The sequence below is a fragment of the Sphingomonas rhamnosi genome (assembly GCF_036663615.1).
Classification (GTDB): Bacteria; Pseudomonadota; Alphaproteobacteria; order Sphingomonadales; family Sphingomonadaceae; genus Sphingomonas.
The window spans coordinates 869,833-894,883 of the sequence record NZ_JAXOJJ010000001.1 but is presented as its reverse complement, the minus strand read 5'-3'; the positions used below and the strand labels follow the sequence as shown (position 1 = coordinate 894,883).

Genomic DNA, 25,051 nt, shown 5'->3' with positions numbered 1-25,051 from the left:
CCAATTTTGCCCAGACGCGAGCTGCGCTACGTCGGCGTGTCGGGCTGCTGCGCGCTGGTGAACAACGCCCTGCTGATCGGCCTGGATTCGGCGGGCCTGGGCGCGCTCGGCTGCGTACTGGTTTCCGCGATCGTGATGATTCCGCTGGCCTATATCCTGCACACGCGGTGGACCTTTGCCACCGTCGCCGAAAGCGCGGGCTTCGTGCGATACGCCGCGGTTGCGTTGCTGAACCTGCCCGCGTCGGCGCTGCTCGTGCTGCTGCTGCACGATTGGGTGCGGCTGCCGATGGTGGCCGTCGCCCCGATCGTCACGATCGTGCTGTTCTGCTTCAACTTCTTCGCGGCGCGCTGGTCGATCGCACGACAGCACGGCAGACCGCTCGCCACCTTCCACCGAGGACGCTCATGACCATTCCCACCGGCCTGCTCACGGACTTCGTCGCGCGTTATCCGGCCCAGCCGGCGACCGCCTTCTTCCGTTCGATCGAGATTGCCGTCCTGGCGCGGGCGATGCGCGGCCACACGGATGGCATCGGGCTCGACCTTGGCTGCGGCGACGGAATCCTGACCGATATCCTGTTCCAGGAAATCGGCGAACGTCCCGACCTGATCGGGATCGACATCGACCCGCTCGAAACCGAGGCGGCCGCGGCCTATTCCTTTTATCGCCGCATCCACACCGCCCCCGCGCAGGCAATCCCCGAGCCCGACGCCAACATTGACTATGTCGTTTCCAACTCGGTCCTCGAACACATTCCCGATCTCAACGGCGTGATCGCCGAGGTGGGCCGCGTGCTCCGGCCGGGCGGGCGGTTCTTCTTCACGGTCCCGTCGGCAGAATTCCGCGACAATCTGTCGGTCGACCTCAAGGGCCAGGCGCGCAGCCGCTATCTCGAGAAGCTCGATCGGCGGCTGGCGCATTTCCATTATCTGTCGGCATCGGACTGGCACGAGATGTGCGGCCGCCACGGGCTTACGGTAGAGACCACCGACGGCTATCTCGACTATCCCGAGACGCGGCGATGGGAAACGCTGTCGAACATGACGGGTGGGCTGCTCCACACACTGGCCGGTGGCAAGGATCGACCGATCGAGCTTCAGCGTAAATTGAAGGTCCGGCAGCTCCAGAACACGATGCGGATCCCGCGCCCGATCGCCTCTGCCGTCGCCAACGTCGTCAAGATGAACATGGCCGAGCATTCCGTCACGAACCGCCAATCCTGCTTGCTCGTCACCGGTCGACGCTAGGACGGCGTTCGCTGTCCGGCCGCGTCGGACAGCACGCTCTCGATCGACGTCTCGATCGAGAGCCGGGTCCGGTTGCGCGCATACCATTCGCGCGTCGACGTTCGCAGCACCGCGCCTGCCCGGTCGCAGGCGAGGATCGCCTCGGCAAGCGCGGCCGGCGTCGCGTCTGCCGCGACGAAGCCGTTCTCGCCGGACTGGACCAGCTCGACCGCGGCATTGTCGGGTCCGGGGACGACGACGACCGGAACGCCGCGCGCCGCCGCCTCGACGACGACCATTCCATAGCCCTCGCGTGCCGAGGGCTGAACGATCGCGATTGCGCCAGCCATCGCCTTTTCCATGACGGGCTCGTCGACGAACCCGGGCAGCGCGATGCGGTCGCCGAGCCCCAGCTGCGTGATCTTTGCGGACACGGCGGCGTGATCGGGACCCTGGCCGAACAGCGTGGCCCGAAGCGCGGGACGCTCGTGCATCGCGATCGCCAGCGCGTCGATCAGCAGCGACAGCCGCTTTTCTGGGATGAACCGTCCCGCATAGACGACGGTCGGGGGCGTCGAACTCTCGAGCAGGTCGTGATGCGCGTCGCTCGCGTAGAGACCGGGAAGCAACGCGGACTGGCCCTTGAAGCCGATCGCCTGAAGCCGTGATTGGTGCACCGTGCTGAAGCTGTACGCGGTTTGCGGCACCTTCGCGCACAGCGCCTGTACCCACCAGCCGACCGCACCGAGCGGCCCCAGATACTCCGCCCAGTAGGGCCGGCTCCAAACCTCGAACCAGTCGACCGCGATCGTGAACCGGGCAAATGGTCGCACCAGCGCGGCCGCCAGCAGCGAGAAGAACGGGAACGATGCGGTGTGGACCCGGTCGTAGCATCGCCCATGTCGCAGCAGATGGAAAAACACACCGATCCCGAACCGTATCGGCGGCCAGACCCGCCTTTTGCCGTTGCTGTAGAGCGGCAGGCGAGGCCCGACCGCCACCACGCGCACGCCGGCCAGTTCCGGTTCGTTCCCGGGGGCCCATTGGGTCAGGGTCAGATAGGTGACGTCATGGCCCGCCCGCGCCAGCGCCAGCGCGAGATTGCGGTACCAGCGCTCCGCCCCGCCGATCGTCCACGGATAGAGGCAGTCATACATGATACAGAACCGCTGTGCCGTCCGCCCGTCGGCGGAGGCGGCCCCGTGGCCATCTTTGCGCTCGGAACCAATTGCCGGCACGCCACCGATCATCGCCATCCGCTGCGGGGTGTTGCTCAAGCCGAAGCCCTTTTTCCAGCCGATATGCGACCGAATGCCCGGCCGATGAGCAGCTCGTGCGACCCAATGACCGACATAAAGCACAGCTTTTACCCCCGGTCGCAACCATCAATCCCACATCCGCGCGGATCCGCGACGACGGTGCTGCGCGGTCGCTCTCGCACCGTATCGTCGACGCGGTTTCGGCGCGAGGCGCGAACACCGCGTTGATCCTGTTCGCACTCACGTCGCCACGTCGAGGACTTCCAGGCGCTCAGTCGCTAGAGCGCATTTCCGAGGACGGACGTTCTTTCCTCCGCTCCTGAGCGCCACCAAGCGTGACGAGAACGGTTCAGGTTCGCCCTGTTACTGTAGCGCAGATAGAGGTTTGACAGGGGTACGACGATGCAGACCCATGCGGCGGCGACGGCGCGATCTGCTTGCCTAGCTTGCCTTTCAGCGTTGGTCGCTAGCTGCGCCTCAGTCAGCCCGGTCGAGGGACCGGTACGGTTGGGGCAGACCGCTTCGGTCAACGGACCGCGTGTACGTGCAGAGAGGGTGATTGAAGACAGCCGATGTCCAAGCGACGCGCAGTGCATTTGGGCCGGTCGCCTCATCGTGCGCACGCTTGTCCTAGGCGGTGGATGGTCGAAGCGGATCGATCTTACGCTTGGCGTACCCGAAAACGTCGCGGACGGCAGTCTGACGCTGATCGACGCAACGCCGGCTCGGAAGGTCGGGAAGCGGGGCAACAGGCAGTTTCCGTATCGCTTTACCTTCGCGTTTCGAGGCGGCCTCTGACCTTGTCGCCGGCCGGCTGGCGAACGCGTCCAAACGGGTGCCGCTGCCGAGACTGAGCCGGCCTATCGGTGCGGCATCGCCGTTGGCTGTCATGTCTTTGCAACCGAAGCTTCGCAAAATTGGCACGATCGGAAGGCACATCGCGCCTCGCGGGACCGCAAGAACGGCCGCGCTTGGGGGAACGTCATGATCCGATCTGCTACTAGCCTTTTCGCTCTGGCCGCAGGGCTTCTGTGCGCCGACGCCGCTTCCGCCCAGACGGCGAACGAGACCGGCGAGGCATCTTTGGGCGACGCCCCCATGATCGTCGTCACGGCGAAATCGACGCGGTCCTCGACGGCCATCGCGCAGAGCGAGATTCAAAAGATCCTGCCGGGTGTCTCGCCGCTCAAGGCGATCCAGACCCTGCCAGGCGTGCTTTACATCACGGCAGACCCGTGGGGCTACAACGAGCAGAACGCGCAGATTTTCATCCACGGCTTTGCCGCCAACCAGCTTGGCTACACGATGGACGGCATACCGCTGGGCGACCAGAGCTACGGCAACTACAACGGCCTGTCGCCGCAGCGTGCGGTGATCTCGGAAAATGTCGGGCGCGTGGTCGTCTCCACCGGTGCCGGCGATCTCGCCACCGCGTCCAACAGCAATCTGGGCGGGACGGTCGAGACCTTCTCGTCGAATCCGCTCGACAAGCTCGGTGTCCAGGCCGCGCAGACGGTCGGCAGCTATGGCACATCGCGCAGCTACGTCCGCGTCGATAGCGGCACCTTCGGCGGCAACAATTCGGGCTATGTCTCGGCCGCCCGGCAGCGCGCCCGCGCGTGGGATTTCGATGGCATCCAGGGCGGTTGGCAGGCCAATGCCAAGTTCGTGCACGACGACAGCGCGGGCAAGCTGACACTCTATGCCGACTACAACGACATGACCCAGCCGAACGAGGATGCGACCGTCTTCTTCAAGCCCTCGGCCGGCGGCACCGCGACCGCGGTCCAGCTCTACACGCCCTACACCAAGCCGTTCTTCTATCCCGATTTCACCGGCTACCGGACCGCCTACTTGAGCGCGCTCGGCAACTCTCCCGCATCCGCGGGCAGCAACTACCGCAACTATTATTCGGATGCGCAGCGCACCGACTATCTCGGCTATGCCCGCTACGACGCGCGTCTGTCGGACAAGATTACCTGGTCGACGACCGGCTATTTCCATCACAACGATGGCGCCGGCGTCGTCGCCGGCCCGCTCGGCCAGTCGATCACCACGGCGCAGCCTTATCTGGATCCGGCCTATGCGACGCTGCCGGCCAATTGCCGCTTCACCGGCAACAACAACGGCGTGCGCCCGGCAGCCTGTACCGCGCTCACGAGTGCCCAGGCCGCAGCGGCCGGCGCCGCGCTGGTCGCCGCGACCGGCGGATCCGGCCTGATCACCCGCACGACGGAATACCGCATCGATCGCGGCGGCGTCATCTCCGCGCTCACTCTCGACCTCGGCAATCACAAGGTCGAACTCGGCGGCTGGTTCGAGCATAACAGCACGACACAGTGGCGCCGCTGGTACGGCGTGGACGTCAACAATCCCGGTTCGAGCACGCCCTATATCCGCCCGCTCGAGGCCGCCCAACCCTTGTTCACGCAGTATCAGGGCGAGGCACGGATCAACCAGTTGCAACTGCACATCCAGGATAGCTGGCAGGTGTCAGAGCCGCTGCTCGTCAACGCCGGCTTCAAGACCAGCGCGCAGTGGGCCAACGGGTGGTTTCCCGTCCAACCGAAGGCGGGATCGTTGTCGGGGCTGTCGGGCGGCCTGCCCGAGGGGAGGATCAACACCTTGCGCTGGTTCCTGCCGGCGGTCGGAGCAAGCTACGAGCTCAACGATCACGAACAGCTGTACTTCAACGTTCAGAAGAACCTGCGTCAGTATCAGGCCTATCTCGCGGGCGGTGGGGGGCCGTGGTTCACCGGCAGCCAGGCTGCGTTCGATGCCTTTGCCGACGAGGGCAAGCCCGAGAGCAGCTGGACCTACGAAGCCGGCCTGCGCACGCGCCGTACCTTCGACGGCGACATCGGGCTCGACGCGCAGATCAACTACTATCACGTCGTGTTCAACGATCGGCTTCTGGCCATCTCGACCAACCCGGGCGGTATCGCCGGCAGCGGTATCACCGGCGGCACGTCGATCCTGGTCAATGTCGGCGACGTGAAGACGGACGGCGTCGATGCAGCCTTCACGCTACGCTTCGGTCGAACCTTCTCGCTCTACAATGCGACGTCGTACAACCTGTCCAAATACCAAAGCGACTACACCTCGGCGGCGACCGGGATCGGCGGCGCGACCGATAGCTGCATCGGCGGCTTCCTCGTCACCAACGGCGTGGTGCCGACCTGCGGCAAGCAACTGCCCGGCACGCCGAAATGGATGAACAAGACCGTGGCGACTCTCACCGTCGGCCCGTTCGACACGCAGTTGATCGGCGATTATGTCGGTCGTCGCTTCGCGACCTTTACCAACGATGCGAGCGTACGGTCCTATTTCCTGACCTCGCTGCGCGTTGCCGCCCGCGTGCCCGACGACGTGCTGCCGCTGCGGAAGGTAGAACTCGCGCTCAACGTGACGAACTTGACCGACAAGAAGGGCGTATCGACGGTGTCGATCGGGTCGGCAACGAACAGCTATTCGGCCTATCCGATCGCTCCGCGCCAGTGGTTCCTCACCCTGTCGGCCGCATATTGACCCGATGAGATGCTTGCCAACCGGTCCCGCCTATCGGGATCGGTTGGCACCGGTGATACGCAGCCTCTAGCGATCCTCCACGATCGTCCCGCCTTTCATGACCAAGCGAATCCGGCGGACGTCGGTGATGTCGACCGTCGGATCACCCGCCACCGCAACCAGATCGGCCAGCAGCCCGGGCTTTACCGCGCCCAGCCTGTCGGACATCCTTAGCCAGTGCGCGTTGCCGGAGGTCGCCGCGATCAACACTTGCGCCGGATTCAAGCCTGCGGCGGCCAGCAATTCCATTTCACGCGCGTTGCTGCCATGCGCGAACACCCCGACATCGCCGCCCATGCAGATCGGCACGCCCATCTTGATCGCCAGGCGGACGCTCTTGCGGCTAAGGTCTACCGCGGGCGGTGCAGGCTCGCTGCCGTTCCAGCCACGATACCGCGCCGTCGCGTCCGACGCGGCGAGCGTCGGGCACAACGTGATCCCCGCCTTGGCCATGCTCGCGAAGATTGCCGCGGTGCCGCCATAGCCATGCTCGATCGTATCGACTCCCGCGGCGATCGCACGCCGCATTCCCTCGGGCGTCGCGGCGTGAACCGCGACCGGCCGGCCCGCATCATGCGCAGCTGCGACCGCCGCCGTCATCTCGTCAAGGCTCAGCGTCGCTCGGCTGTCCTCGCCCGCCCGCCAGCGATAATCCGCATAGAGTTTGATCCAGTCGGCGCCCGCTGCAATCTGGCGCCGCACCGCCGCGACGATCTGATCGACGCCGGAAACCTCCTCGGCGCCCTGGGGGATCACGACGCCGGGCTCGAACCCCTTTGGGCCGTACGCGCCGAGCGCGACGATCGCGCGGGTCGCTACCGACAGGCGGGGCCCCGGCACGATATTCTGGTCGATCGCCGCCTTCAGCCCGACATCGGCGTAGCCGGCGCCTTCAGTGCCCAAATCGCGTTCGCTGGTGAACCCCGCGAGCAGAGTCGCCTTGGCGTTCGCCACCGCCCGCGCGGTGCGCAACGCCAGCGGCTCGTGCAGCACCTGATCGTCCCAGCTCGTCTCGTCATAGGGATGCAGGAACAGGTGGCCGTGCCCCTCGATCATCCCGGGCATCAGCGTATCGCCCGCGAGTTCGATCACGCGCGTACCCACGGGAACCGACAGATCGGGCCCGACCGCGACGATCCTGTCGCCGGTGACCAGCACCTGCCAGCCGGCATGGACCGCCGGATCGACGCCGTCGAAGACCCCGGCAGGCTTCAGCAGGACCGAAACGGGTTCCGCCGCTGGCGCCGCCCCTGTCGCGCCCCCGGACGGACCCATCATCACCATCGCCGCCACGATCGCCAGCCAACGCATGGTCTTTCCCCTATTGCCGCTTTACGCTGCGCGCATGAATACGGTCCTTCGGCGCGCGCGCAATCCGGTGATCCTGTTGGCCCTGCTGTCGACGCCGCTCGGCGCCGTCGCACGCAGTGGCCCGACCGATCTCGCGCGGTGGCAGGCCCAGGCGAGGCGGGTTGCGATCACGCGCGACGACTGGGGCATTCCGCATATCAAAGGCCGATCCGATGCCGATGCGGTGTTCGGGATGATCTATGCGCAGGCGGAAGACGATTTTCCGCGGATCGAGGCGAATTACCTGACCGCGCTCGGCCGTACCGCCGAAGCGGATGGCGAGGATGCGGTGTGGGCGGACCTCCGCCAGCGGTTGTTCGTCGACCCCGTCGCGCTGAAGGCGGACTATGCCGCGAGCCCACCCTGGCTGCGCACGTTGATGCAGGCCTGGGCGGATGGGCTGAACTATTATCTGGCGACGCATTCCCAGACGAAGCCCAAAGTGTTGAGCCGCTTCGAGCCGTGGATGGCGCTCAGCTTCACCGAAGGGAGCATCGGCGGCGATATCGAACGGATTTCGCTGAGCGACCTGAAGACTTTCTACGGTCAGCCGACTCCGCCGACCCCGGAAGAGCTCGGCATGATCCCGCGCGAGCCGTCCGGATCCAACGGTATCGCCATCGCCCCGCGACTGACCGCGAACGGCCATGCCTTGCTGCTCATCAATCCGCACACCAGCTTCTATTTCCGCTCCGAAGCGCAGATGACCAGCGACGAAGGCCTGAACGCCTACGGCGCGAGCACATGGGGCCAGTTCTTCATCTACCAGGGCTTCAACGCGAACGCCGGGTGGATGCACACCTCGGCCACGGTCGACAACGTCGACGAGTTCGCCGAGCGGATCACGCGGCGTGGCGACGGCTATGCCTATCGGTACGGGGGTAAGGGAATTGGCGGAGCCAGCCGGCCGGTGGTGGCGCGCACCCTCATGCTCCGCGTTCGCCAGCCCGACGGTACGATGACCGAGCGTCGCTTCACCACCTATCGCACGCATCACGGTCCGATCGTCGCCAGCAAGGGCGGGAAATGGATCGCCACCGCGCTGATGTGGCGACCGGTACCCGCACTCGAGCAAAGCTATCTGCGAACCAAGGCGACCGATCTCGCGGGCTATATGAAGGTCGCATCGCTGAAGGCCAATTCTTCGAACGACACGCTGTTCGCCGACAGCAAGGGCGCGATCGCGTTTCTGATGCCGCAGTTCATGCCGGTTCGCGACGACCGCTTCGACTATACCCGTCCGGTCGACGGCAGCGACCCGGCGACCGACTGGAAGGGCCTCCACACGCTCGCAAGCTTGCCGAGCGTGCTCAACCCGCGCGTCGGATGGGCGCACAACACCAATGACTGGCCGTGGAGCGCAGCCGGACCCGACAGCCCCAAGGCGGCGGACTATCCGCGCTACATGGATCAGGTCGGCGGCAACGCGCGCGGCGTGCATGCGGATCTGTTGCTGACGGGCAAGACCGGCTGGACGCCCGACACGCTGCGCGCCGCCGCGTTCGATCCCTACCTTCCCGCCTTCGCGCAGTTGCTGCCCGGACTGGTCGAGGCGTGGAGCGCGCTTCCCGCCGCCGATCCACGGCACCGGTCGCTCGCGGCACCGATCGCGTTGCTCAAGGGCTGGGACCATCGCTGGGCCTATGACTCCACCGCGACCAGCCTCGCGGTATTTTGGGGCGATCAGTTGTGGCGCGAGGTCGGCAGCTTTGCCCAGGCCGAACGGCTGAACGTGCCGGACTATATCGCCACCCGCGTCGGCCCGGACGCGAAGCTCGCCGCGCTCACCGCCGCCGTTGCCCGGCTGACGCAGGACTTCGGCGATTGGCGGACGCCGTGGAAAGAGGTCAACCGCTTCCAGCGACTGGACGACGCGATCGCGCCGCATTTCGACGACGCCCGCGCGTCGGTCCCGGTACCGTTCACCTCCGCCCAATGGGGCAGCCTCGCGTCGTTCGGCGCCAAGCCGTGGCCGGGGACGAAGCGATATTATGGCACCAGCGGCAACAGCTTCGTCGCGGTGGTCGAGTTCGGCCCGCGGGTAAAGGCAATGGCGATCATGGCCGGCGGCCAGAGCGGCGATGTCCGGTCACCACATTTCGCCGACCAGATGTCCCGCTACGCGCAAGGCCGGCTACGCCCGGTCTATTTTTACCCCGACGATCTGAAAGCCCATGCGCAGCGACCTTACGCTCCCGGGATGTAATGTCGGCGCCACTGCCCGTGGCAACGGTGATCAGGCGATTCCTTCCGTGGACGTAAGCGGCTTGTCGGCAACGACGATCCACATCAGCGAGAGGGCAACGCCGAACGCAGGCTTGGACTGCACGACCGTCATGCCCGGCGCGTCGAAACCGTAGTGGGCGCGCGCGGTCGGCGTGGTTCGCTGGGTCATATCGGCTATTCTGGGTTGCGGTTGTCGGTGGAGGACCAGTGGCGACTGGACACCGATCAAAAGAGTTTGCGGAGCGACAGGATGACGCTGCGCCCGACCGCATCGAGCAGGTCGGGCTGGTACCGGTAGGGCACCACGCCATTGGCATCGCGCACGCGTTGGCGCGCATCGGTGATGTTGGCGATTTCGAGCTTGAAGCCGAGATGCCTTGCCCAATCCTGGTGCGGCAGGAAATGATGGACGCTGAGCGAGCCGGTGACGTTGACCTTGCACAGGGGCTCGAACCGGAGAGTCGACGCAGCAACCGCGCCGCGAACGCGCGCGCTGCCGGTGCAGTAGAAGTCGAAGGTGCCGCCATTTCCGAGATAGCTCAGCCCGCCATAACCATAGCCGGACAGTCGCTGTGTCGTACCGCCCGTCACCGTATCGCCAGCCAGCAGGTCCAGTGTCGGCGCCCCCGGCCGCAGCTCGAGCCGGTCGGAAAACCGCACCGTCGGCCCGATCCCGCCATAAAAGCTGGGCCGATCGGGCAATCGTCCACCTGGGGTCGCCGGCGGTTTGGCACGGCCGAGCTGGCCGTTGGCGGCGAGCGTGAGATTCAGCGTCCGCCGACGCTCGCGGAAGATATTGGTCGGACGGAAGGCCACCGATACGAGCGTGCCGCTCGCGTCCCGGACGAACAGGTCGGGCAGCACCGCCTGGGTCACCGGGGTCAGCGCGTAGATGGTCTGGACGCCGTTGCGTATGTCCGCGACCTCGTAGGTGGCACCGATCCGGATCTCGCTCTTGGCGAAGGGTTTCACGGTCGCGCCAATCGACCGCGTGCGGCGAAGCTCGGCGGCCAGCGCAGGATTGCCGCCGAGGAACAGTGTGACCAGCGTCGAGCGGCCGGTCGCGAAATCGAACAGCGACAGCTGCGGCGCCGAAATCTGCGGCGCGGCGAGTTGGTCGAGCGTCGGCGCGGCGGCCGAGCGATTATACTGCGCCAACAGCTGAAGCCCGGTGAACGGCGCCCAGTTCAGGCCCAGCGTCCTGTCCGACAGAGTCCCGAACCCTTCGATTTGGCGCACGGCGGCGGAAGCGTTGGCCGACACTTCGCCAGCCCACGGCCACACGTCCTCGCGGCGCGAGGTGATCGGCAGATCCAGCGCCACTGCACTTTCGATCCGGCCGCGTCCGAACGCGATCGAGGCAATGGTAGCGCCCCGTGTCCTGCTGTCGGTGCCGATTTTTTCCGCCTCGACGGTCGCCGTCAGCGTGACGCGACCGGCGGGCAGGCGCAGCGGGGCGTTGGTCGCGACGAACTTGGCACCCGCGCCGTAGGTGGATTGGATCGTACGATCGACGAGCCGGCCAGCGACGAGGTCGGGGTCGAGCGGTCGGAACGGATTGGCTCCGGCGGCGATCGCAGCGTTGGCGCGCGTCACGTCGATCGCCTTTGCGACGACGCCATTCTTGCGCAGCGTATCGAGCGTGCCGGTCAGGTCCCATTGCCACCCGCGCCAGGCACCGCGCGCGACCCCGCCGGCGTGCAGCGTGGTGGTATCGGTACGCTGACGCAGCGGCGGCGCCTCGACGAGATAGCGCTGGAGCAGTACGTCCTGAGCGAACGGCGAATAGGGATTGCCCGCAGGAACGACGAGCGTCGCGCTGGCGGGACCGAACACCGTGACTTCGCGGCTATGATCGGCGGTCAGCGTCAACGCGCCTGAGAGCCTCGGCCCGATCCGGTCGGCGATCACCGCCTCGCCGTGAAAGGTGTCGTTGGACGGCGCCAGCGCATGAAACGGCGACAGGTCGAACAGTCGCGGCTGATTGGCCTGCGTGACGAAGCTACCGAGCCCGACGCTGCCGACAGACGGCGATGCGATCGGCACGGGTACGATGGCCACGACCTGGCCCGCCAGCGCGGACAAGGCCGGGTCGATCTCACCCCCCGGGCCCAGCCCCGTGATGTTCCCCCGCGCATCGAACGGTACGTCGGGATCCGGCCGGACACGACGCCGCGATTGCAACAACGCATCGGTATGCCGCGCGTCGAGCGACAGCGTCAGCCGACTATCGTCGTGAAGCCGCGTGAAATCGGAATGCGCATTGGCGTTGTCGGCGCCGCCGCGCGTCGACGTCCCGACGGCCTGTTTCAGTGCGAGCTGGTGAAACCGGCGCTTCGTAACGAAGTTGACGATCCGCCGAGTCGGGGGATAGCCGTATTGGAGCGCCACCGGCTCCGGAAAAACCTCAACCTTCTCGATCGCTTCCGGCGGCAGGTTTCCGATCTCCTGATACCCCGACACGCGCTGCGCGTTGAGGAGGAAGATCGGCTCCTGCCCGTCGCCCGATTGTGTCACGCCGCGGATGGTGCGGAGCAGCTCGCCGATCCCGGTGGCGCCGGTGGCGGATATCGCCTGCGCATCCAGCGTCGCCAGCGGCTGGAACACGGTGTCCACCGCGCCACGCCGACCGACGATCACGATCTCCGCGTCGCCGCCCGGTTCTTTGGACTGGCCGGGTGGCGGAGTCGCATCGATTTTGACGGGCATTTGAGACTGGCCGAAACCCGTCACCGACCAAGCTAGCAAGATGGTCGAGAGGCCGAGGCGGGTGCTGATGCGGGCGAAACACCAAGCCCGTCCGCTTCCCGCGAGAACCACGGGCGGCCGGTGGCACAGTGTGGCAGGAGGCAAACGCATGCGCCTGCGACGATCGGTATCAGCCACATCCGGCCATTCCATGATCGCCGACACCATTCAGCGGGTTTCGGCTGTAACGACCTCTCTCGTCAACACGTTACCCATGCGCGTTCGCATCCATAATCAATCCATCCCGACATGACCGCCACCGCGTTGCACTTGGCATAGGCCGCGCCGCTGCGGCCCGTTTCGACGATGAAGCGACCTACGTCAGCGGAATCGAGGTGGCTGGATCACTCGGCTGACGGCGGTGACGACCCACTTCCGGCCGCCCAGCGCAGTGCAACCGGACCCCTGAAGCGGACGCGCATTCATGTGGAACGATCGGCGCCTGGCTGAAGCTTTTTCTTGTTTTTCGGTTTGGGCATGGGCAGCTCGGCCGCGGTGCGGCGGAACAGTTCGCCCAGCCACTCGCGGTCTTCCAATTGTCCTGCATCGATCACAAGGCAGGGCTTCGCCCCGGGGTAAGGCGGCGCGGTGCCGGTGTCCGGTGCGTACGCTCGCCCCCCGTTGGTGGGCTTCACGAACAGCTGGTCGTCGCACACGAGCGCGACGAGTTTGCCGTCCAAGTATAGACCATATTCACCAAACATGGCGCGACCGGTTATCCCGCTTGCCGCTCCGCCGGCCTGGTCCACGATAAAGGCAACGGTTCCTGGGTCTGAAGACATGGTGCCGATCCTACGCGCTCGCGAAGCAGACTGGAAGCAAGCGTTCCGCAGCTAGTCGCTGACGCGAGCAGCACGCTGCTGCAGGACCATGTGCACCGGCCCCTTGCGCGAGCTGCCAGCGACCGTGGCCTCCCCGCGGAAGCCCGACGCGTCGTAGGTGCCCGAGCGGACGATCCGCATCGGCTCGCCGCCCTTCTGCGGGCAACTGAGCGCCTGCGCATACCGGCTGGATGCGACGTGTTGCGTCTCGACCTTGCAATGCGCCTTGGGATCCGGCGTCAACAGCGCCTCGATCCCCTGCCCCGCCGACACGAGCTTACGCTCGGCTTTCGACTTGCCCTTGATCATACGCTGGATGAAACCCGGAACTCCGGGCAGGGATACATCGACGACCGTAGAGGTGATCGCCCATTTCCCAGGCCGGATTGGCTCGGCCGAAGCGCCCGCGGACGACAGCGCAAGCACGAGAATGATATGTCTCAGCATGTTGCACCATAGCGCGTGGCACCCTCCCGCGCGAGCCTGCATATCGTCCGCGGCCGATGATCAGCAAACGAGATGACCAGACTCAGACCGGCCGCGACGGGAGGAACGGATCGCTGCACGTCATGCGCCCGGGCGCGTCGACCCGTCCCGATACCCGGCGCAGATAGTTGGGGACCGTCGCTACGCCGACCGTGATGTCGTACCATCCATAGCTCTTGCTCAAGGGCCAACGGCACTGCGCTTCGGTCAGCTCGGTGATCAGGGGCGTCGTGCCGACGCGTTCGGCACGCGCGACCAGCTTATGGCTGCGGTGCCCGTCGGGAAGGAGCAAAGTGATCTCGGTCGCGGTCGCGCGCCAGACCAGCCCAGACACCAGCGTCGGGTCGTCGCGATGCCCCATGAAATGGCGGTGAAACCCGTTCGGGCCGAGCACCCAAAGATCATACCGCCCCTCTCCGTCGAACGCCCAGCGCCCGTCCAACGCACGGCCCGGCTCGACCGTGAAACGGCGCGGGGGGTGCGACAGGTCGATCCGATCATAGACGTGGAACACGGCGGCCTGGCTGCCCTCGGCCGCGAAACGCAGCGTGATCGCGCCTTCGGTGATCGCTTCGCCGACGGTCAATGCATAGGGTAGCGGGCGGGCACGGCGGATGCCGGGCTCCTGCCACGGGAGTGCAGAGCTTGCCGGCGCCTGGGGACTGGGCTGTTTCGGGATTGCCGCGGCGCGCGCGGCGTCGCTTCGCGGATCGGGCATGGCGGCGAACGGCGCCGGATCGGCGGCGGTGAAGTCGAACGCCGAGGTCAGGTCGCCACACACAGCACGGCGCCACGGCGCGATATTGGGTTCGTGAAACCCGAACCGCCGTTCGAGGAAACGGATCACCGAGGTTTGATCGAACACCTGCGAATTGACCCACCCGCCCCGGCTCCACGGCGACACGACGTACATCGGCACGCGCGGCCCCAGACCGTAAGCACGGCCGCGATAGGCGGGCTGGTCGAGCGCAGCATCGCCCTTGCTGGGTTTCGTGTGGTAGCTGCCGGTCAGATCGACCGTCGACCCGCCGAGCATCGTACCGTCGACATCGTGCGACGGCGGTGCCGGCGGGGGGACATGATCGAAGAACCCGTCATTCTCGTCGAACATGATCAACAAGGCGGTCCGCGCCCAGATTTTCGGGTCCGCCGTCAGCGCGTCGAGGACCTCGGCGGTATAGGCGGCCCCCTGTGCGGGGCTCGACGGCCCCGGATGTTCGGAGCCTTTCGCCGTGGCGATGACGTACGACACCTGCGGCAGCCGCCCGGCCAGCACGTCAGCCCGCAGCACGTCGAGCCCGCGTGTCGTCAGCGCGCGATCGCGCAACGCCGGGTCTCCGCTGCCCTGGTGCGCGTCGCGGAACGCGGCGAAGCCGACCAGCGGATTGTCGGTGAAATTGTCGGCCATGTCCTGATAGATGCGCCAGTCGACACCCTTTTCCTGCAACCGCTCGACCACCGTCGTCCAGCGATAGGGTTCGGGATAGCCGCCATCCTTGGGAAAGCTGTCGTGCGAATTGCCGATCGCCGGACCGCCTTGCGTGCCGCCGGGATCGTTGGTCCCGCTCCACAGGAACAGCCGGTTGGTGTTGGTCCCCGTCTGCACCGAGCAATGATAGGCGTCGCACACGGTGAACGCCTCGGCGAGCGCGAACTGGAACGGGATATCCTCGCGCCGGTAATGCCCCATCGCGCGCTGGCTCTTGGCTTCGGGCCAATGCGCCATCCGCCCCTCGTCCCAGCCCCGCTGCGCATCGGGCCAGCTGTGCGGCGTGCCCTCCATCCGCATCAGATCGAAATTCGCGCGCGTCGCAAGGTGGAAGGGCAGCACGGTACGGGCGCCGCCGGGCGTCGTCCGGTCGCGCTGGTACCAGATCGGCGCAGGGTCCGCCGCACCGGTCTGCGCAGGCACGGGGATCGGCAATCGGTCGGCGAACCCGCGCACGCCGCGCAACGACCCGAAGTAATGATCGAAGCCGCGATTTTCCTGCATCAGGATGACGACATGTTCGACGTCCATGATCGAGCCCGTCTTCACATCGGGCGCGATCGCCGCCGCGCGCGCGATCGCGGCGGGAAACGTCGACAATGCCACCCCGGTGAGGCTGGCACCGAGCAGCGAACGGCGCGAAACTTCGGTCATCCGGGCAATCCCAAGGTGGACGGCATGGTCCGCCAACGTCGGCGAACCATGCCCATATCGCGTTAGAAGTCGAGCGACAGCGACGCCGTCACCGTCCGCGGCGTGCCCAGGAAGGCGGACCCGCCATCGGCGCTGGAGAGATAGCGTTCGTCGGTCAGGTTGGTCGCCTGCACCGTGAACGACACGCCCTTCAGCTGCGCGCTGACCGCTTCCAGATCGGCGCCGACATAGCCGCTGACCAGCGTGAAGCTGCCGGCCTGCGATTTGCCCTGCGTGTCGATATTGCGGTCGCCGGCGAACTTGGTGGCGACGCCCGCCTTGAAGAACGACTTCTTATAGTCCGCCGACAGCACCCACATGGTGCGCGGCGAATTGATCACCTGCTGCCCGGGCGTCACGCCGACATCGGCATCCTGCGCGGCGTTGCCCGTGCCGATATAGGTCGCGTGATTGTAGGTGTAGCTGCCCGACAGCGTCAGCGGCGCCGAGACGCGATAGGCCAGCGCCGCCTCGATCCCGCGGCTCTTCACCCCGCCGACGTTCAGATAGACGCTGTCCTGCTGTTCCAGATAGTCGATCCCGGTCACGAGGTTCGACGAGATCGAGACGATCTGGTTCTTGAACTTGATGTCGTAGCCGGTCAGCGAAGCCTGGATGCGGCCGGTGTTGTAGCGGGCGCCGATCTCGATGTTGTTCGCGGTTTCCGGGCGCAGGTTGCGGATCGTCTCGGGCGGCTGGCCGAGCGGGCCGTTGCCGATCGCCGCGAAATTCTGCGAATAGCCCGCGAACAGCTCCATGCCGTGCAGCGGCGTCGCATAGGTCAGGCCGGCGTTGATCAGCGGATCGGAATGCGACTGGATCGATGTCGTGCTGAGATCGCCGAGCAGCTCGGTCCGGCTTTGGTCGAGGAAGAACTGCTTGACGCCCAGGCGCGCCGTGAGCGGGCCGTAGGTCAGCGCGTCCTCGGCGTAATACATCACCTCGTCGAGGCCATAATCGGTGCTGAACTGGACGTAATAGGGCGCGCCGTCAAAGGCGGGGCCGACCGCCGCATTGGTGACCTTGTGCCAGTCGCGAAGCTGGTTCGCGCGGCTGTGCTCGAACCAGAACCCGGCGCGGAACTGGTTCTGCACCGCGCCGAAGTCGTGCTGCCAGTCGACATCGCTGGTGAAGCCCATGCGGTCGTTCTTATAGTGGGTATGCCGGTAGGACATGACCGCCGTCGCGCTGGCGGCGTAGCAGCTCGGCGAATATTGCGCGGGCACGCCGGCGGTTCCCACGCAACCCGGGGTCGGCGTCGCAGCGGCACCCGTCGGGGTGACGAAATAGATCATCCCCAGCGCGTCGCTGCCGCGGACCGTGGACCCGCCGGCATATTCGCTTTCCGGCTTACCGGCGCCGTCATTGGTGACGTCGACGAGATACGGCGGCGCGAAATCGCCGCGGCCGCGCATCCGGTGATAATAGCCCGCCGCCTGAAGCTTCACCTCGCCGATCTCGGTGCGCGCCTTCAGATAGCCGAACAGGTTCTTGCGCAACGCGCGCGAGGTCGAACGATAGGCCTGATCGACATAGGGCAGCCCCGTCCAGTTGTCGGTATAGGCGTCGTGGTTCGGGTCGTTCGCGAACTGTTGGGTCGATACCGATCCGAATTCGGATTCGTCGGCATCGTCGTACGAGACGAAGCCGGTCAGGTCGACCGAACCGACCCGGCTGAGCAGCTTCGCATCGACATGGTCGCGGCTGGTCTTGCCCGATCCGCCGATCCAGTCGCGAACCCGCGAGGTCGATGCGCTGATATAGGCGGTGGTGTTCGGCGCGATCGTGCCGGTGTCGCCGCGCACATAGAATTTCCGCGCGCCAAAGTCTCCGCCCGCGGCGGTGAAGCGCAGGCGGCTGTCGGTGGTGGGATCGGACGTCACGTAATCGAGCGTCGCACCGAGCGCCTCGTTCGACCGCGACGAGATGTCGGCCGTGCCCTGCGACACGTTGACGGTCTTGAGGTCGAGCACGTCGATATAGCGGTTGGCGCGCGATCCGCCGCCATAGCCCGATCCGCCGTTCGGCAGGCCGTCGATGGTCGATCCGATCTGCTGTCCGCCGCCGCCGCCGCTGTTGAAGCCGCGGATGCTGATCGACGTCACCCAGTCGGACGAGCCGAATGCATCGCCCTCCGCCACGAACACGCCGGGCAGTTCGTTGATGACGTCGTTGACGCTGGCGAGCGCCGACTGGCGTTCGATCATGGGGGCGGTGACGCGCGTATTGGCAAAGGCGGTGGATTGCCCCGTCACGACGATCTCGTCATTGCGCGCCTGATCCGTATCGCCGGCAGGGGGCGTGGCGGTCGCGGCCGGTGTTTCCGTCGTCGATTGCGCACGTGCGTTCGTCGTCGCCGCGATCGCCATGATCGCGGCCCCCATCATCCACTTGGTCATGTCGTCTCCCCGTGCCCCGGTCCGAATGTCGCCGGGCCTCACCGTCCCGACGCCCCTGCAAGCATCGTGTGACGTCAGTGTGACATTATGTGGATATAGTTGGTATTTTGTGGGTTGTCCGAACCACGGTAATGGGGAAACAGGCCGGAGGGGAGAAGCCGCGTGACGCAGTCGGATCGCATTACCAGTCTGGTCGCGTTGCTCGAAGCGCGCGGATCATGTTCGATCGCGATGCTCGCAGAGCATTTCGCGGTGTCGGACGAGACGATAAGGCGTGATGTCCGCCAGCTCGAAGCGAGCGGCCGGGCGTACAAGGTCCATGGCGGGGTCAAGCTTCCCGACAACCGGCTGGAGGCGCCGTACCGATTGCGGATGCAGGCGCAGTCGGACGCGAAGCAGGCGATCGCGCGCCGTGCGGCGACGCTGATCGAGGACGGCATGACCGTGCTGATCGATTCGGGCACCACCTCGTGCTGGGTCGCGCGGGCGCTGGCCGATCGGCGGCAATTGACGATCGTCACCAACAATCTGGAGGTGGCGGGAGACATGCTGGGACGCGACGGGATCCGCGTGTTCTTCGCGGGCGGCGCGGTCAACGTCGATTACCGCGCGACCTTCGATGCGGAGGCGATCCGATATTCGCGGCGGTTCTCACCCGACGCGACGATCTTGTCGATGGGCGCGATCGAGGCGAAGCGCGGCTTCATGGACTTCGAGCCCGACGAGGCGGCGTACAAGAGCGCGCTGCTCGATGGCGCGCGGCGGGTGATCGTCGTCGCCGATGCGGAAAAGTTCGATCGCGCGGGCACGGTCCACGTCGCCGACTTCGCGCAGGTCCATGATCTCGTCACCGATCTGCCCGCGCCGCCCGCGATCGCCGATGCGGCGACGCGCGCGGGCGTCCGGCTGCATACCGCCTGAGCGCCGTTACCTGGGCCGCGGCTGACCGACGAACCAGATCGCCGAGACGAAGGTCAGCACCAGCAACACGGCGCCGGTAACTACGCCCGCATCGAGGAACAGCCCGAGCCAGTCACGCCCCGGACTGGTCGTGCTCCGCATCAGCAACAGTCCGATGCTGCCCGAATAGCCGAACGCGTCCGCCAGGTAGATCAGGAATCCGGCCGTACCCGCCGAGGGGCTGGCCGCCATGATCCGGTCGAACAGGATCGCGCTGAACGGCGCATAGGCGAGATAGATGCCGATTCCGGTCAGGATCATGCCGGTGACGGGCCCGATCGAACCGGCGCGCAGCGCGATCATCGATCCGGCCAGGATCGCGGCGCCCGCCATGATGACGCCGTGGATCGTGATCACCGCATGACGGTTGTCGCGCACCAGCCCCAGCATCGCCAGGCCGATCAGCACGATCACCGTCACCGGGACTTCGGTCGCCACATACAGCGCGGGCGTTGCCGGATGGTGGAGCCCGATCCATAATTCGGGCGCGAAATTGTCGCGCAGATCGCGCAGCGCCGCGAGCATCGTATAGCCTGCGATCAGTGCGGCCATCGGCATCCAGTGCCGCCGCAGATAATCGCGTCGCGCTGCCGCATCCATCGGCCCCCGCGCGCCTCTCGCGCGAACGTCCGCCCCGTCCGGCGGGGGCGATCGCGCCAGCGCGGCCATCCCCGCCAGCAGCAGCGGGGTGAAGACCAGCCCAGTCAGCGCCGGCATCCAAAAGGGGCTGACGCCGTGCTCGAGCAACAGGCTGCCGACCGATCGGCTCGCGCCCGACGACAGGATGAAGCTCGCCGTCAGGATCGACGCCAGCACCTCCGAATTGCGCCGCCCCTCCAGGTAGCTGAAGACCAGCCCCCAGATCATGCCGAGCGGCAGGCCGTTCAGCAGCATCGCCAGCGGCCCCCACCGGGCGGGTAGCAGCGCGAGCAGCAGCAGCGCCGCCCAGGCCGCGCCGATCAGCGACAGGATCAGCCGCGTGCGATGCTCCGGCCGATGGACAGAAACGACGTGCACGCCGATCAATTTCGACAGCGCATAGCCGACCGCCTGCGACAGGATCAGCGCCGTCTTGTAATCGAGCCCCGCAAACGCCGCCGGGACGCCGTCGAACCCGGCCGCTGCGATCGGCTTGCGAAACCCGTACATCGCAAAATACACGCAGAACGCGGCGATGCCCGGCATGATCGTCGATAGCCTGGCCGGGAAGCGGTTTGTCGACGACGGAGACCATGAGTTCACCCGCAGGCGCTATGCGCCATACGTTTCACCAGCGTGACACCCTGCTGGCCGTCCATAAACTCCAGAGCGGATACGGCGCGCGCCATCGATGCGACACCCGCACTCACCGAGTTAGCGGCGAACGACGATGGATTTGATGCCGTGTTACCGATGTAGTGATGCCGCGATGTCGGGACCAAGATGGGGCAGAAGATCCAGTTCCCGGTCGTTAACGCCCTCAAATTCACCACACCCCACGTCTGCGCCCCCTCATCGGTATGTACTGGAGATGTTAGCGGCGGCTGAGGGTCCGCCGGCAGCGGACGTTCAACAGCCGATGAGCAAACGTCCGAGAGCAATTGGTCCGTGTGGTTACCGCTGCGAAGCGAGCGCCTGCACGAAGTGACCAACGAGAGGCTAACGTATTGGCAGGGTAGGAACGGCCGATCGGGTTAACTTCGGGCGCGTCATGACGCGAGCATCTCGGAGGTTGACGTCCAGGCCGCTCTACCGCGGTGGAACGTCGAGGCCTCGGCGCGATAAACCGGGGCCGTCAGGTAAACCGATCGTGCTCCTGCACAGGTTCTGCATCGAATCAGATCGTGTTCTGCGGGGAGTACCGCATCCGATCCAGATGCACGTCCGCCATAAATGCTTCTCACTATCGGGAGACCATGATGGACGCGCGCGCTAATCCGACGGACCGGATGATCTCCAAGATCGGGGCGGTGCTGACGCTGGTGGCGATCGCCGAATTCGTCGTCGACGGCAATGATTTGGGCGCGGTCGTCGGTGGGTTTGCTGTCCTCTGGCTCGCCCTCATGCTGGCGACCCGACGCGCGGTGCTACGCGACGCGACCGCGCGCGTCGCGGCGATCGTCGCCAGCCTGTTCGCCGTGGTGCTGGTCGACGATCCGAGCCTACTCGCCTGGCTGCTGTTCTGCATCTCGTTGGCGCTCGCCAGCCTTTTGCCGCGCCGCGGGTTCGACGATGCGCTCGCTTGGGGATTGCGCGTGGCGTGGCTCGGCTTCACCGCTATTCTGTCACCGGTGCGGGATGCCGCACGTATCGCCATCGTCCGCGAACGCCAGGGGCGGACGGCAGGCGGTGTCCGCGCCGTGATTCGAATGCTCGTCATCCCGATCGGCGGCGGCGCCATTTTTCTCGCGCTGTTTGCGTCCGCCAACCCGCTGATCGATCGTGCCCTTGCCACCATCGTCTTACCCGACACCGTGACGATCGTCTGGCGGAGCCTGCTCGCAGCGCTGGTCGTCGTCGCCGTATGGACGACCCTGCGGCCGAGTGCGGCAGCAACGCGATTGGCACGCGACGCCGACCGTCCGACGATTGCCGCACGCGATCCCGGCATGGCGACGCTGACGCTGTCGCTCGTGACCTTCAACGCGATCTTCGCGATCGAGAATGCGCTCGACATCGTCTTCCTATGGAGCGGTGCGCGCCTGCCGGCCGACGTCACGATGGCGGACTACGCGCATCGCGGGGCATATTCGCTGATCGTCACCGCGTTGCTGGCCGCGCTGTTCGTACTCGTGGCATTCAGGCCGGGAAATGCCGGCGCGACGCGGCCGATCGTACGCCGCCTCGTAGCAGTGTGGATCGGGCAAAATTTGCTGCTTGTCGCCTCCAGTGGTTTGCGCACGCTCGATTATGTCGATGCCTATGGGATGACCGTTCTTCGGCTTGCCGCACTGGCGTGGATGGCATTGGTAGCGACGGGGTTAGCGCTGATCGGCTGGCGTCTGCTGACGGGGCGGTCGACGGCATGGCTGATCAACGCAAATGCGCTTGCGGCGGCGACGGTGCTTACGCTCGCAAGCGTCATCGATCTGGGCGCGACCGCGGCGGCGTGGAATGCGCGGACTGCGCTGACGGCAGGCACGTCGGGGCCCCCGCTCGACCTGTGCTACATGGCGCGCCTCGGCTCGTCTGCGCTCGTGCCGCTGGCGACGCTCGAGCGGCATACGCCGCAGCCATTGGTTCGCGATCGTATCGCCTGGTTACGGTGGGAGGCGCAGCGCGACACGATGCAATCCCAAGCCACGTGGCGGAGCTGGACACCGCGCGCCGCGCGCAGGCTCGACACAGCCGAAACGCTCGTCGGCGTCCGCCCGCCAGTCGTACGCGCCGCCCCGAACGGCCGAGACTGCGACGGATCCGTGAAACCACCACCCCCGGCCATCCGGGTTACGCCGACCCCGCTCCCGACCCCGCGGCCGACCCCGTTGACGGCAGGGGCGGAACGATGATCCTGTGCCCCATGCCCCGCACCATCCTGATCGTCGACGACGATCCCCATATCCGCCAGCTCCTCGTCTTCGCGCTCGAGAAGGCGGGACTCGCCGCGATCGAGGCCCAGGACGGCGAGGCGGCACTGGCGCTGGCCGCCGCACAGTCGCCGGACCTCGTCATCCTCGACATAAACATGCCGCGGATGGACGGGCTTGAAGTCTGCCGCCGCCTGCGCGCGCGCGGCGATACCGGCGGCGGTGTCCCCATCCTGTTCCTGTCCAGTCGTGACGACGAGATCGACCGTGTGCTCGGCATCGAACTCGGCGCCGACGATTATGTCATCAAACCCTTCTCGCCGCGTGAAATCGTCGCGCGTGTCATGGCCATCCTGCGCCGCACCGCAGCGCAGGCGCCCCCCACTGATACCGGGCGCGACCTGACCCAAGGCCGCCTGCGCCTGGAGCTCGATGGCTGGCGTGCGCTGTGGGACCATGCCGACGTGCCGCTCACCGTGACCGAGTTCCAAATTCTCCGCCTGCTCGTCTCGATGCCTGCCAAGGTGTTCAGCCGCGATGCGATCATTGATCGGCTTCACGGCCCCGGTTTCGCTGTCACGGACAGGACTATCGACAGCCATATCCGCAACCTCCGCGCGAAATTCGCACGTGTCGATGCAGCGGATCTGATCGAGACGCGGGCGGGAATCGGCTATCGCCTGGGCGCGTGTACGGGGACGTGATTGCCGTCAAAGACTGGGCGAAACGCCACTGGCCACAATTGCGGCTGCGCACGATCCTGTTCGCGACGCTGTTCGCCGTGGCGGCGATGCCCGGCGTCGGTGCTGTGTTCCTGCGCGTCTACGAGAACACGCTGGTCCGCCAGACCGAGGCCGAACTGGTCGCGCAGGGCGCCGCACTGGCGGCTACCGCCGCGCTCGTCTGGCCCGAGAGCCCGCCCGGCCGTGGCGTCCCTTTTGGCGTGGCGAAGACCATCGACCCGTACGACTCAAGCGCCACCACCTCGGGGGTTGACCTGAGTACCACGCCGATCCTCGACGAACGTCCCGCCCCCACCCCCGCGGGACCTGTTTCGCCCGATGCGGCAAAAGCGATGTCACGGCTCCAGCCCGTACTCGATGCGACCCGCGCGACCACGCTTGCGGGGATGACCCTGCTCGATCGCAACGGACGCATCGTCGCAACGCCCGCCGGCGGCAGCTATGCAGCCCTGCCCGAGATCGCTGCCGCGCTTGCGGGACGATCCACGACGATCCTGCGCCGCAACGGCGCCTACCGCGCGACCTATCGGTTCGAATGGCTCTCGCGCGCCGCCGCGATCCGCGTCCATTACGCTCGACCCGTCGTCGTGAACGGTCGCGTGGTCGGCGTGCTGCTGCTATCCCGTTCCGCCCGCGCGTTGTTCAAGGGTCTGTACGAGGATCGCGGCAAGATCCTGATCGGTGTGGCCGCGATCTTCCTGGCGCTGGTCGCGCTCAGTGGCGTCATCTCGCGCGGCGTGACGCGACCGATCGAGCAGCTTGGGATCGCGACACGCGCGGTGGCGAGCGGTCGCGGCCGTGTGCCCGACGCACCGGTCACGGCGGCGATCGAGATCCAGGGCCTCTACGCCGATTTCGCCGCGATGGCGGCAGCGATCGACCGTCGCTCGCACTATCTGCGCGACTTCGCGCATGCGGTCAGCCACGAATTCAAGACGCCGCTCGCGGGCATCCGCGGCGCGATCGAACTCCTGCAGGATCATCCCGATATGGCGGCAGCCGACCGTCGCCGGTTCCTCTCCAACGCCGACGCCGATGCCAATCGCCTGGCTTTGCTCGTCACGCGCCTGATGGACCTGGCCCGCGCCGACATGGCGGAACCCGGTGCAACAACGACGACCGATCCCCTCGCCGTCATCGGTCGTGTGGCCGATACGCTGCGCGATGCCGGCGTAATCGTTTCGCTGCCCGCGGACCTCCCCTCACTGGCGGTGCCCGACTCGACGCTAGAGGCAGCCGTAACCACGCTGTTCGAGAACAGTCGTCAGGCGGGCTCACGCATGATCGATGTGCGCGCGGTGGTCACCCCCACCGAGGTTTCCTTATACGTCAGCGATGACGGCTCCGGCATTGCCGCGGGCGACCGGCACCGCGTGTTCGAAGCCTTTTTCACGACCAAGCGCACGACCGGCGGCACCGGTCTCGGCCTTGCCATTGCCCTATCGTTGATCGAGGGCGCGGGCGGCAGTTTGAGACTCGAAAATGAAGCAGATTCGACGTTCGTGATGGTCATGCGGCGCGCTGCATGATTGCTGGTAAGAAAAGCCGCTTTCGCTCTGCCAGATGCGTTCAGCA

General features: G+C 66.3%; 17 protein-coding genes. 8 read left to right on the top strand and 9 right to left on the bottom strand.

From position 1 onward, the window contains the following. Nucleotides 1-6 precede the first annotated feature (6 nt). The gene (locus U1701_RS04405; protein ID WP_332781298.1) at nt 7-411 is read left to right on the top strand and encodes a GtrA family protein; all 405 of its coding nucleotides are present in this window, start codon (nt 7-9) and stop codon (nt 409-411) included. Beyond that, nucleotides 408-1,250, top strand: coding sequence for a class I SAM-dependent methyltransferase (locus U1701_RS04400; RefSeq protein WP_332781297.1), 843 nt, complete (start codon nt 408-410; stop codon nt 1,248-1,250). The genes U1701_RS04405 and U1701_RS04400 overlap by 4 nt, the downstream gene beginning before the upstream one ends. On the opposite strand, the gene U1701_RS04395 is transcribed toward U1701_RS04400, so the two are convergent. After that, complete coding sequence (locus tag U1701_RS04395; RefSeq protein ID WP_332781296.1) at nt 1,247-2,506, bottom strand: glycosyltransferase; 1,260 nt, start codon at nt 2,504-2,506, stop codon at nt 1,247-1,249. The two genes, U1701_RS04400 and U1701_RS04395, sit on opposite strands and share 4 nt — an antisense overlap. Nucleotides 2,507-3,472: 966 nt before the next feature. Between U1701_RS04395 and U1701_RS04390 the strand changes: the two genes are divergently transcribed. Continuing rightward, nucleotides 3,473-6,016 (top strand): TonB-dependent receptor, encoded by a 2,544-nt coding sequence (locus tag U1701_RS04390; protein ID WP_332781295.1) that lies wholly within the window; start codon nt 3,473-3,475, stop codon nt 6,014-6,016. 66 nt (nt 6,017-6,082) lie between these two features. Here the strand turns inward: U1701_RS04390 and U1701_RS04385 are convergent, their stop codons facing one another. Continuing rightward, nucleotides 6,083-7,366, bottom strand: coding sequence for a metal-dependent hydrolase family protein (locus U1701_RS04385; RefSeq protein ID WP_332781294.1), 1,284 nt, complete (start codon nt 7,364-7,366; stop codon nt 6,083-6,085). Nucleotides 7,367-7,400: 34 nt separating this feature from the next. Here U1701_RS04385 and U1701_RS04380 point away from each other — a divergent pair, with 34 nt between their 5' ends. Then, nucleotides 7,401-9,611 carry a penicillin acylase family protein gene (locus tag U1701_RS04380; RefSeq protein ID WP_332781293.1) on the top strand — a complete coding sequence of 737 codons (2,211 nt, stop codon included), beginning with the start codon at nt 7,401-7,403 and terminating at the stop codon, nt 9,609-9,611. 30 nt (nt 9,612-9,641) lie between these two features. Here U1701_RS04380 and U1701_RS04375 read toward each other — a convergent pair whose 3' ends face one another. The 6 genes from U1701_RS04375 to U1701_RS04350 all read right to left on the bottom strand — a co-directional run bounded on the left by U1701_RS04375 (nt 9,642) and on the right by U1701_RS04350 (nt 18,267). Beyond that, nucleotides 9,642-9,800: a hypothetical protein gene (locus tag U1701_RS04375; RefSeq protein WP_332781292.1), complete on the bottom strand. Its 159-nt coding sequence runs from the start codon at nt 9,798-9,800 to the stop codon at nt 9,642-9,644. 56 nt (nt 9,801-9,856) lie between these two features. Further along, on the bottom strand, nt 9,857-12,340 hold the full coding sequence (locus U1701_RS04370) for a hypothetical protein (protein ID WP_332781291.1): 2,484 nt from the start codon (nt 12,338-12,340) through the stop codon (nt 9,857-9,859). A gap of 461 nt (nt 12,341-12,801) precedes the next feature. Further along, a complete protein-coding gene (locus tag U1701_RS04365; protein WP_332781290.1) occupies nt 12,802-13,161 on the bottom strand; it encodes a TfoX/Sxy family protein in 360 nt (119 codons plus the stop codon). 51 nt (nt 13,162-13,212) lie between these two features. Continuing rightward, entirely contained in the window at nt 13,213-13,647 is a 435-nt protein-coding gene (locus U1701_RS04360) for a DUF3617 domain-containing protein (protein ID WP_332781289.1), read from the bottom strand. Nucleotides 13,648-13,729: 82 nt separating this feature from the next. After that, the gene (locus tag U1701_RS04355; protein WP_332781288.1) at nt 13,730-15,829 is read right to left on the bottom strand and encodes a phosphocholine-specific phospholipase C; all 2,100 of its coding nucleotides are present in this window, start codon (nt 15,827-15,829) and stop codon (nt 13,730-13,732) included. Between the two features lie 62 nt (nt 15,830-15,891). Continuing rightward, nucleotides 15,892-18,267, bottom strand: coding sequence for a TonB-dependent receptor domain-containing protein (locus tag U1701_RS04350; protein WP_332781287.1), 2,376 nt, complete (start codon nt 18,265-18,267; stop codon nt 15,892-15,894). Nucleotides 18,268-18,429: 162 nt separating this feature from the next. Here U1701_RS04350 and U1701_RS04345 point away from each other — a divergent pair, with 162 nt between their 5' ends. After that, a complete protein-coding gene (locus U1701_RS04345; protein WP_332781286.1) occupies nt 18,430-19,188 on the top strand; it encodes a DeoR/GlpR family DNA-binding transcription regulator in 759 nt (252 codons plus the stop codon). A gap of 6 nt (nt 19,189-19,194) precedes the next feature. Here U1701_RS04345 and U1701_RS04340 read toward each other — a convergent pair whose 3' ends face one another. Continuing rightward, complete coding sequence (locus tag U1701_RS04340) at nt 19,195-20,412, bottom strand: DUF5690 family protein (RefSeq protein WP_332781285.1); 1,218 nt, start codon at nt 20,410-20,412, stop codon at nt 19,195-19,197. Nucleotides 20,413-21,125: 713 nt separating this feature from the next. On the opposite strand from U1701_RS04340, the gene U1701_RS04335 reads away from it, so the two are divergent. Genes U1701_RS04335 through U1701_RS04325 form a run of 3 tightly spaced genes read left to right on the top strand, consistent with a single transcriptional unit; the run spans nt 21,126 to nt 25,005 of the window. Continuing rightward, nucleotides 21,126-22,715 carry a DUF4153 domain-containing protein gene (locus tag U1701_RS04335; protein WP_332781284.1) on the top strand — a complete coding sequence of 530 codons (1,590 nt, stop codon included), beginning with the start codon at nt 21,126-21,128 and terminating at the stop codon, nt 22,713-22,715. A gap of 11 nt (nt 22,716-22,726) precedes the next feature. Further along, nucleotides 22,727-23,437 carry a response regulator transcription factor gene (locus U1701_RS04330; protein WP_332781283.1) on the top strand — a complete coding sequence of 237 codons (711 nt, stop codon included), beginning with the start codon at nt 22,727-22,729 and terminating at the stop codon, nt 23,435-23,437. Continuing rightward, complete coding sequence (locus U1701_RS04325) at nt 23,434-25,005, top strand: sensor histidine kinase (protein WP_332781282.1); 1,572 nt, start codon at nt 23,434-23,436, stop codon at nt 25,003-25,005. The genes U1701_RS04330 and U1701_RS04325 overlap by 4 nt, the downstream gene beginning before the upstream one ends. Nucleotides 25,006-25,051: the final 46 nt, after the last annotated feature.

Bases quoted from the DNA above. Each gene is read 5' to 3' on its own strand.
- U1701_RS04375 (WP_332781292.1), bottom strand. From the start codon at position 9,800: ATGACCCAGCGAACCACGCCGACCGCGCGCGCCCACTACGGTTTCGAC.
- U1701_RS04380 (WP_332781293.1), top strand. From the start codon at position 7,401: ATGAATACGGTCCTTCGGCGCGCGCGCAATCCGGTGATCCTGTTGGCC.
- U1701_RS04330 (WP_332781283.1), top strand. From the start codon at position 22,727: ATGCCCCGCACCATCCTGATCGTCGACGACGATCCCCATATCCGCCAG.
- U1701_RS04365 (WP_332781290.1), bottom strand. From the start codon at position 13,161: ATGTCTTCAGACCCAGGAACCGTTGCCTTTATCGTGGACCAGGCCGGC.
- U1701_RS04370 (WP_332781291.1), bottom strand. From the start codon at position 12,340: ATGCCCGTCAAAATCGATGCGACTCCGCCACCCGGCCAGTCCAAAGAA.
- U1701_RS04390 (WP_332781295.1), top strand. From the start codon at position 3,473: ATGATCCGATCTGCTACTAGCCTTTTCGCTCTGGCCGCAGGGCTTCTG.
- U1701_RS04400 (WP_332781297.1), top strand. From the start codon at position 408: ATGACCATTCCCACCGGCCTGCTCACGGACTTCGTCGCGCGTTATCCG.
- U1701_RS04385 (WP_332781294.1), bottom strand. From the start codon at position 7,366: ATGCGTTGGCTGGCGATCGTGGCGGCGATGGTGATGATGGGTCCGTCC.
- U1701_RS04340 (WP_332781285.1), bottom strand. From the start codon at position 20,412: ATGCCGGGCATCGCCGCGTTCTGCGTGTATTTTGCGATGTACGGGTTT.
- U1701_RS04360 (WP_332781289.1), bottom strand. From the start codon at position 13,647: ATGCTGAGACATATCATTCTCGTGCTTGCGCTGTCGTCCGCGGGCGCT.
- U1701_RS04335 (WP_332781284.1), top strand. From the start codon at position 21,126: ATGGACGCGCGCGCTAATCCGACGGACCGGATGATCTCCAAGATCGGG.
- U1701_RS04355 (WP_332781288.1), bottom strand. From the start codon at position 15,829: ATGACCGAAGTTTCGCGCCGTTCGCTGCTCGGTGCCAGCCTCACCGGG.
- U1701_RS04350 (WP_332781287.1), bottom strand. From the start codon at position 18,267: ATGACCAAGTGGATGATGGGGGCCGCGATCATGGCGATCGCGGCGACG.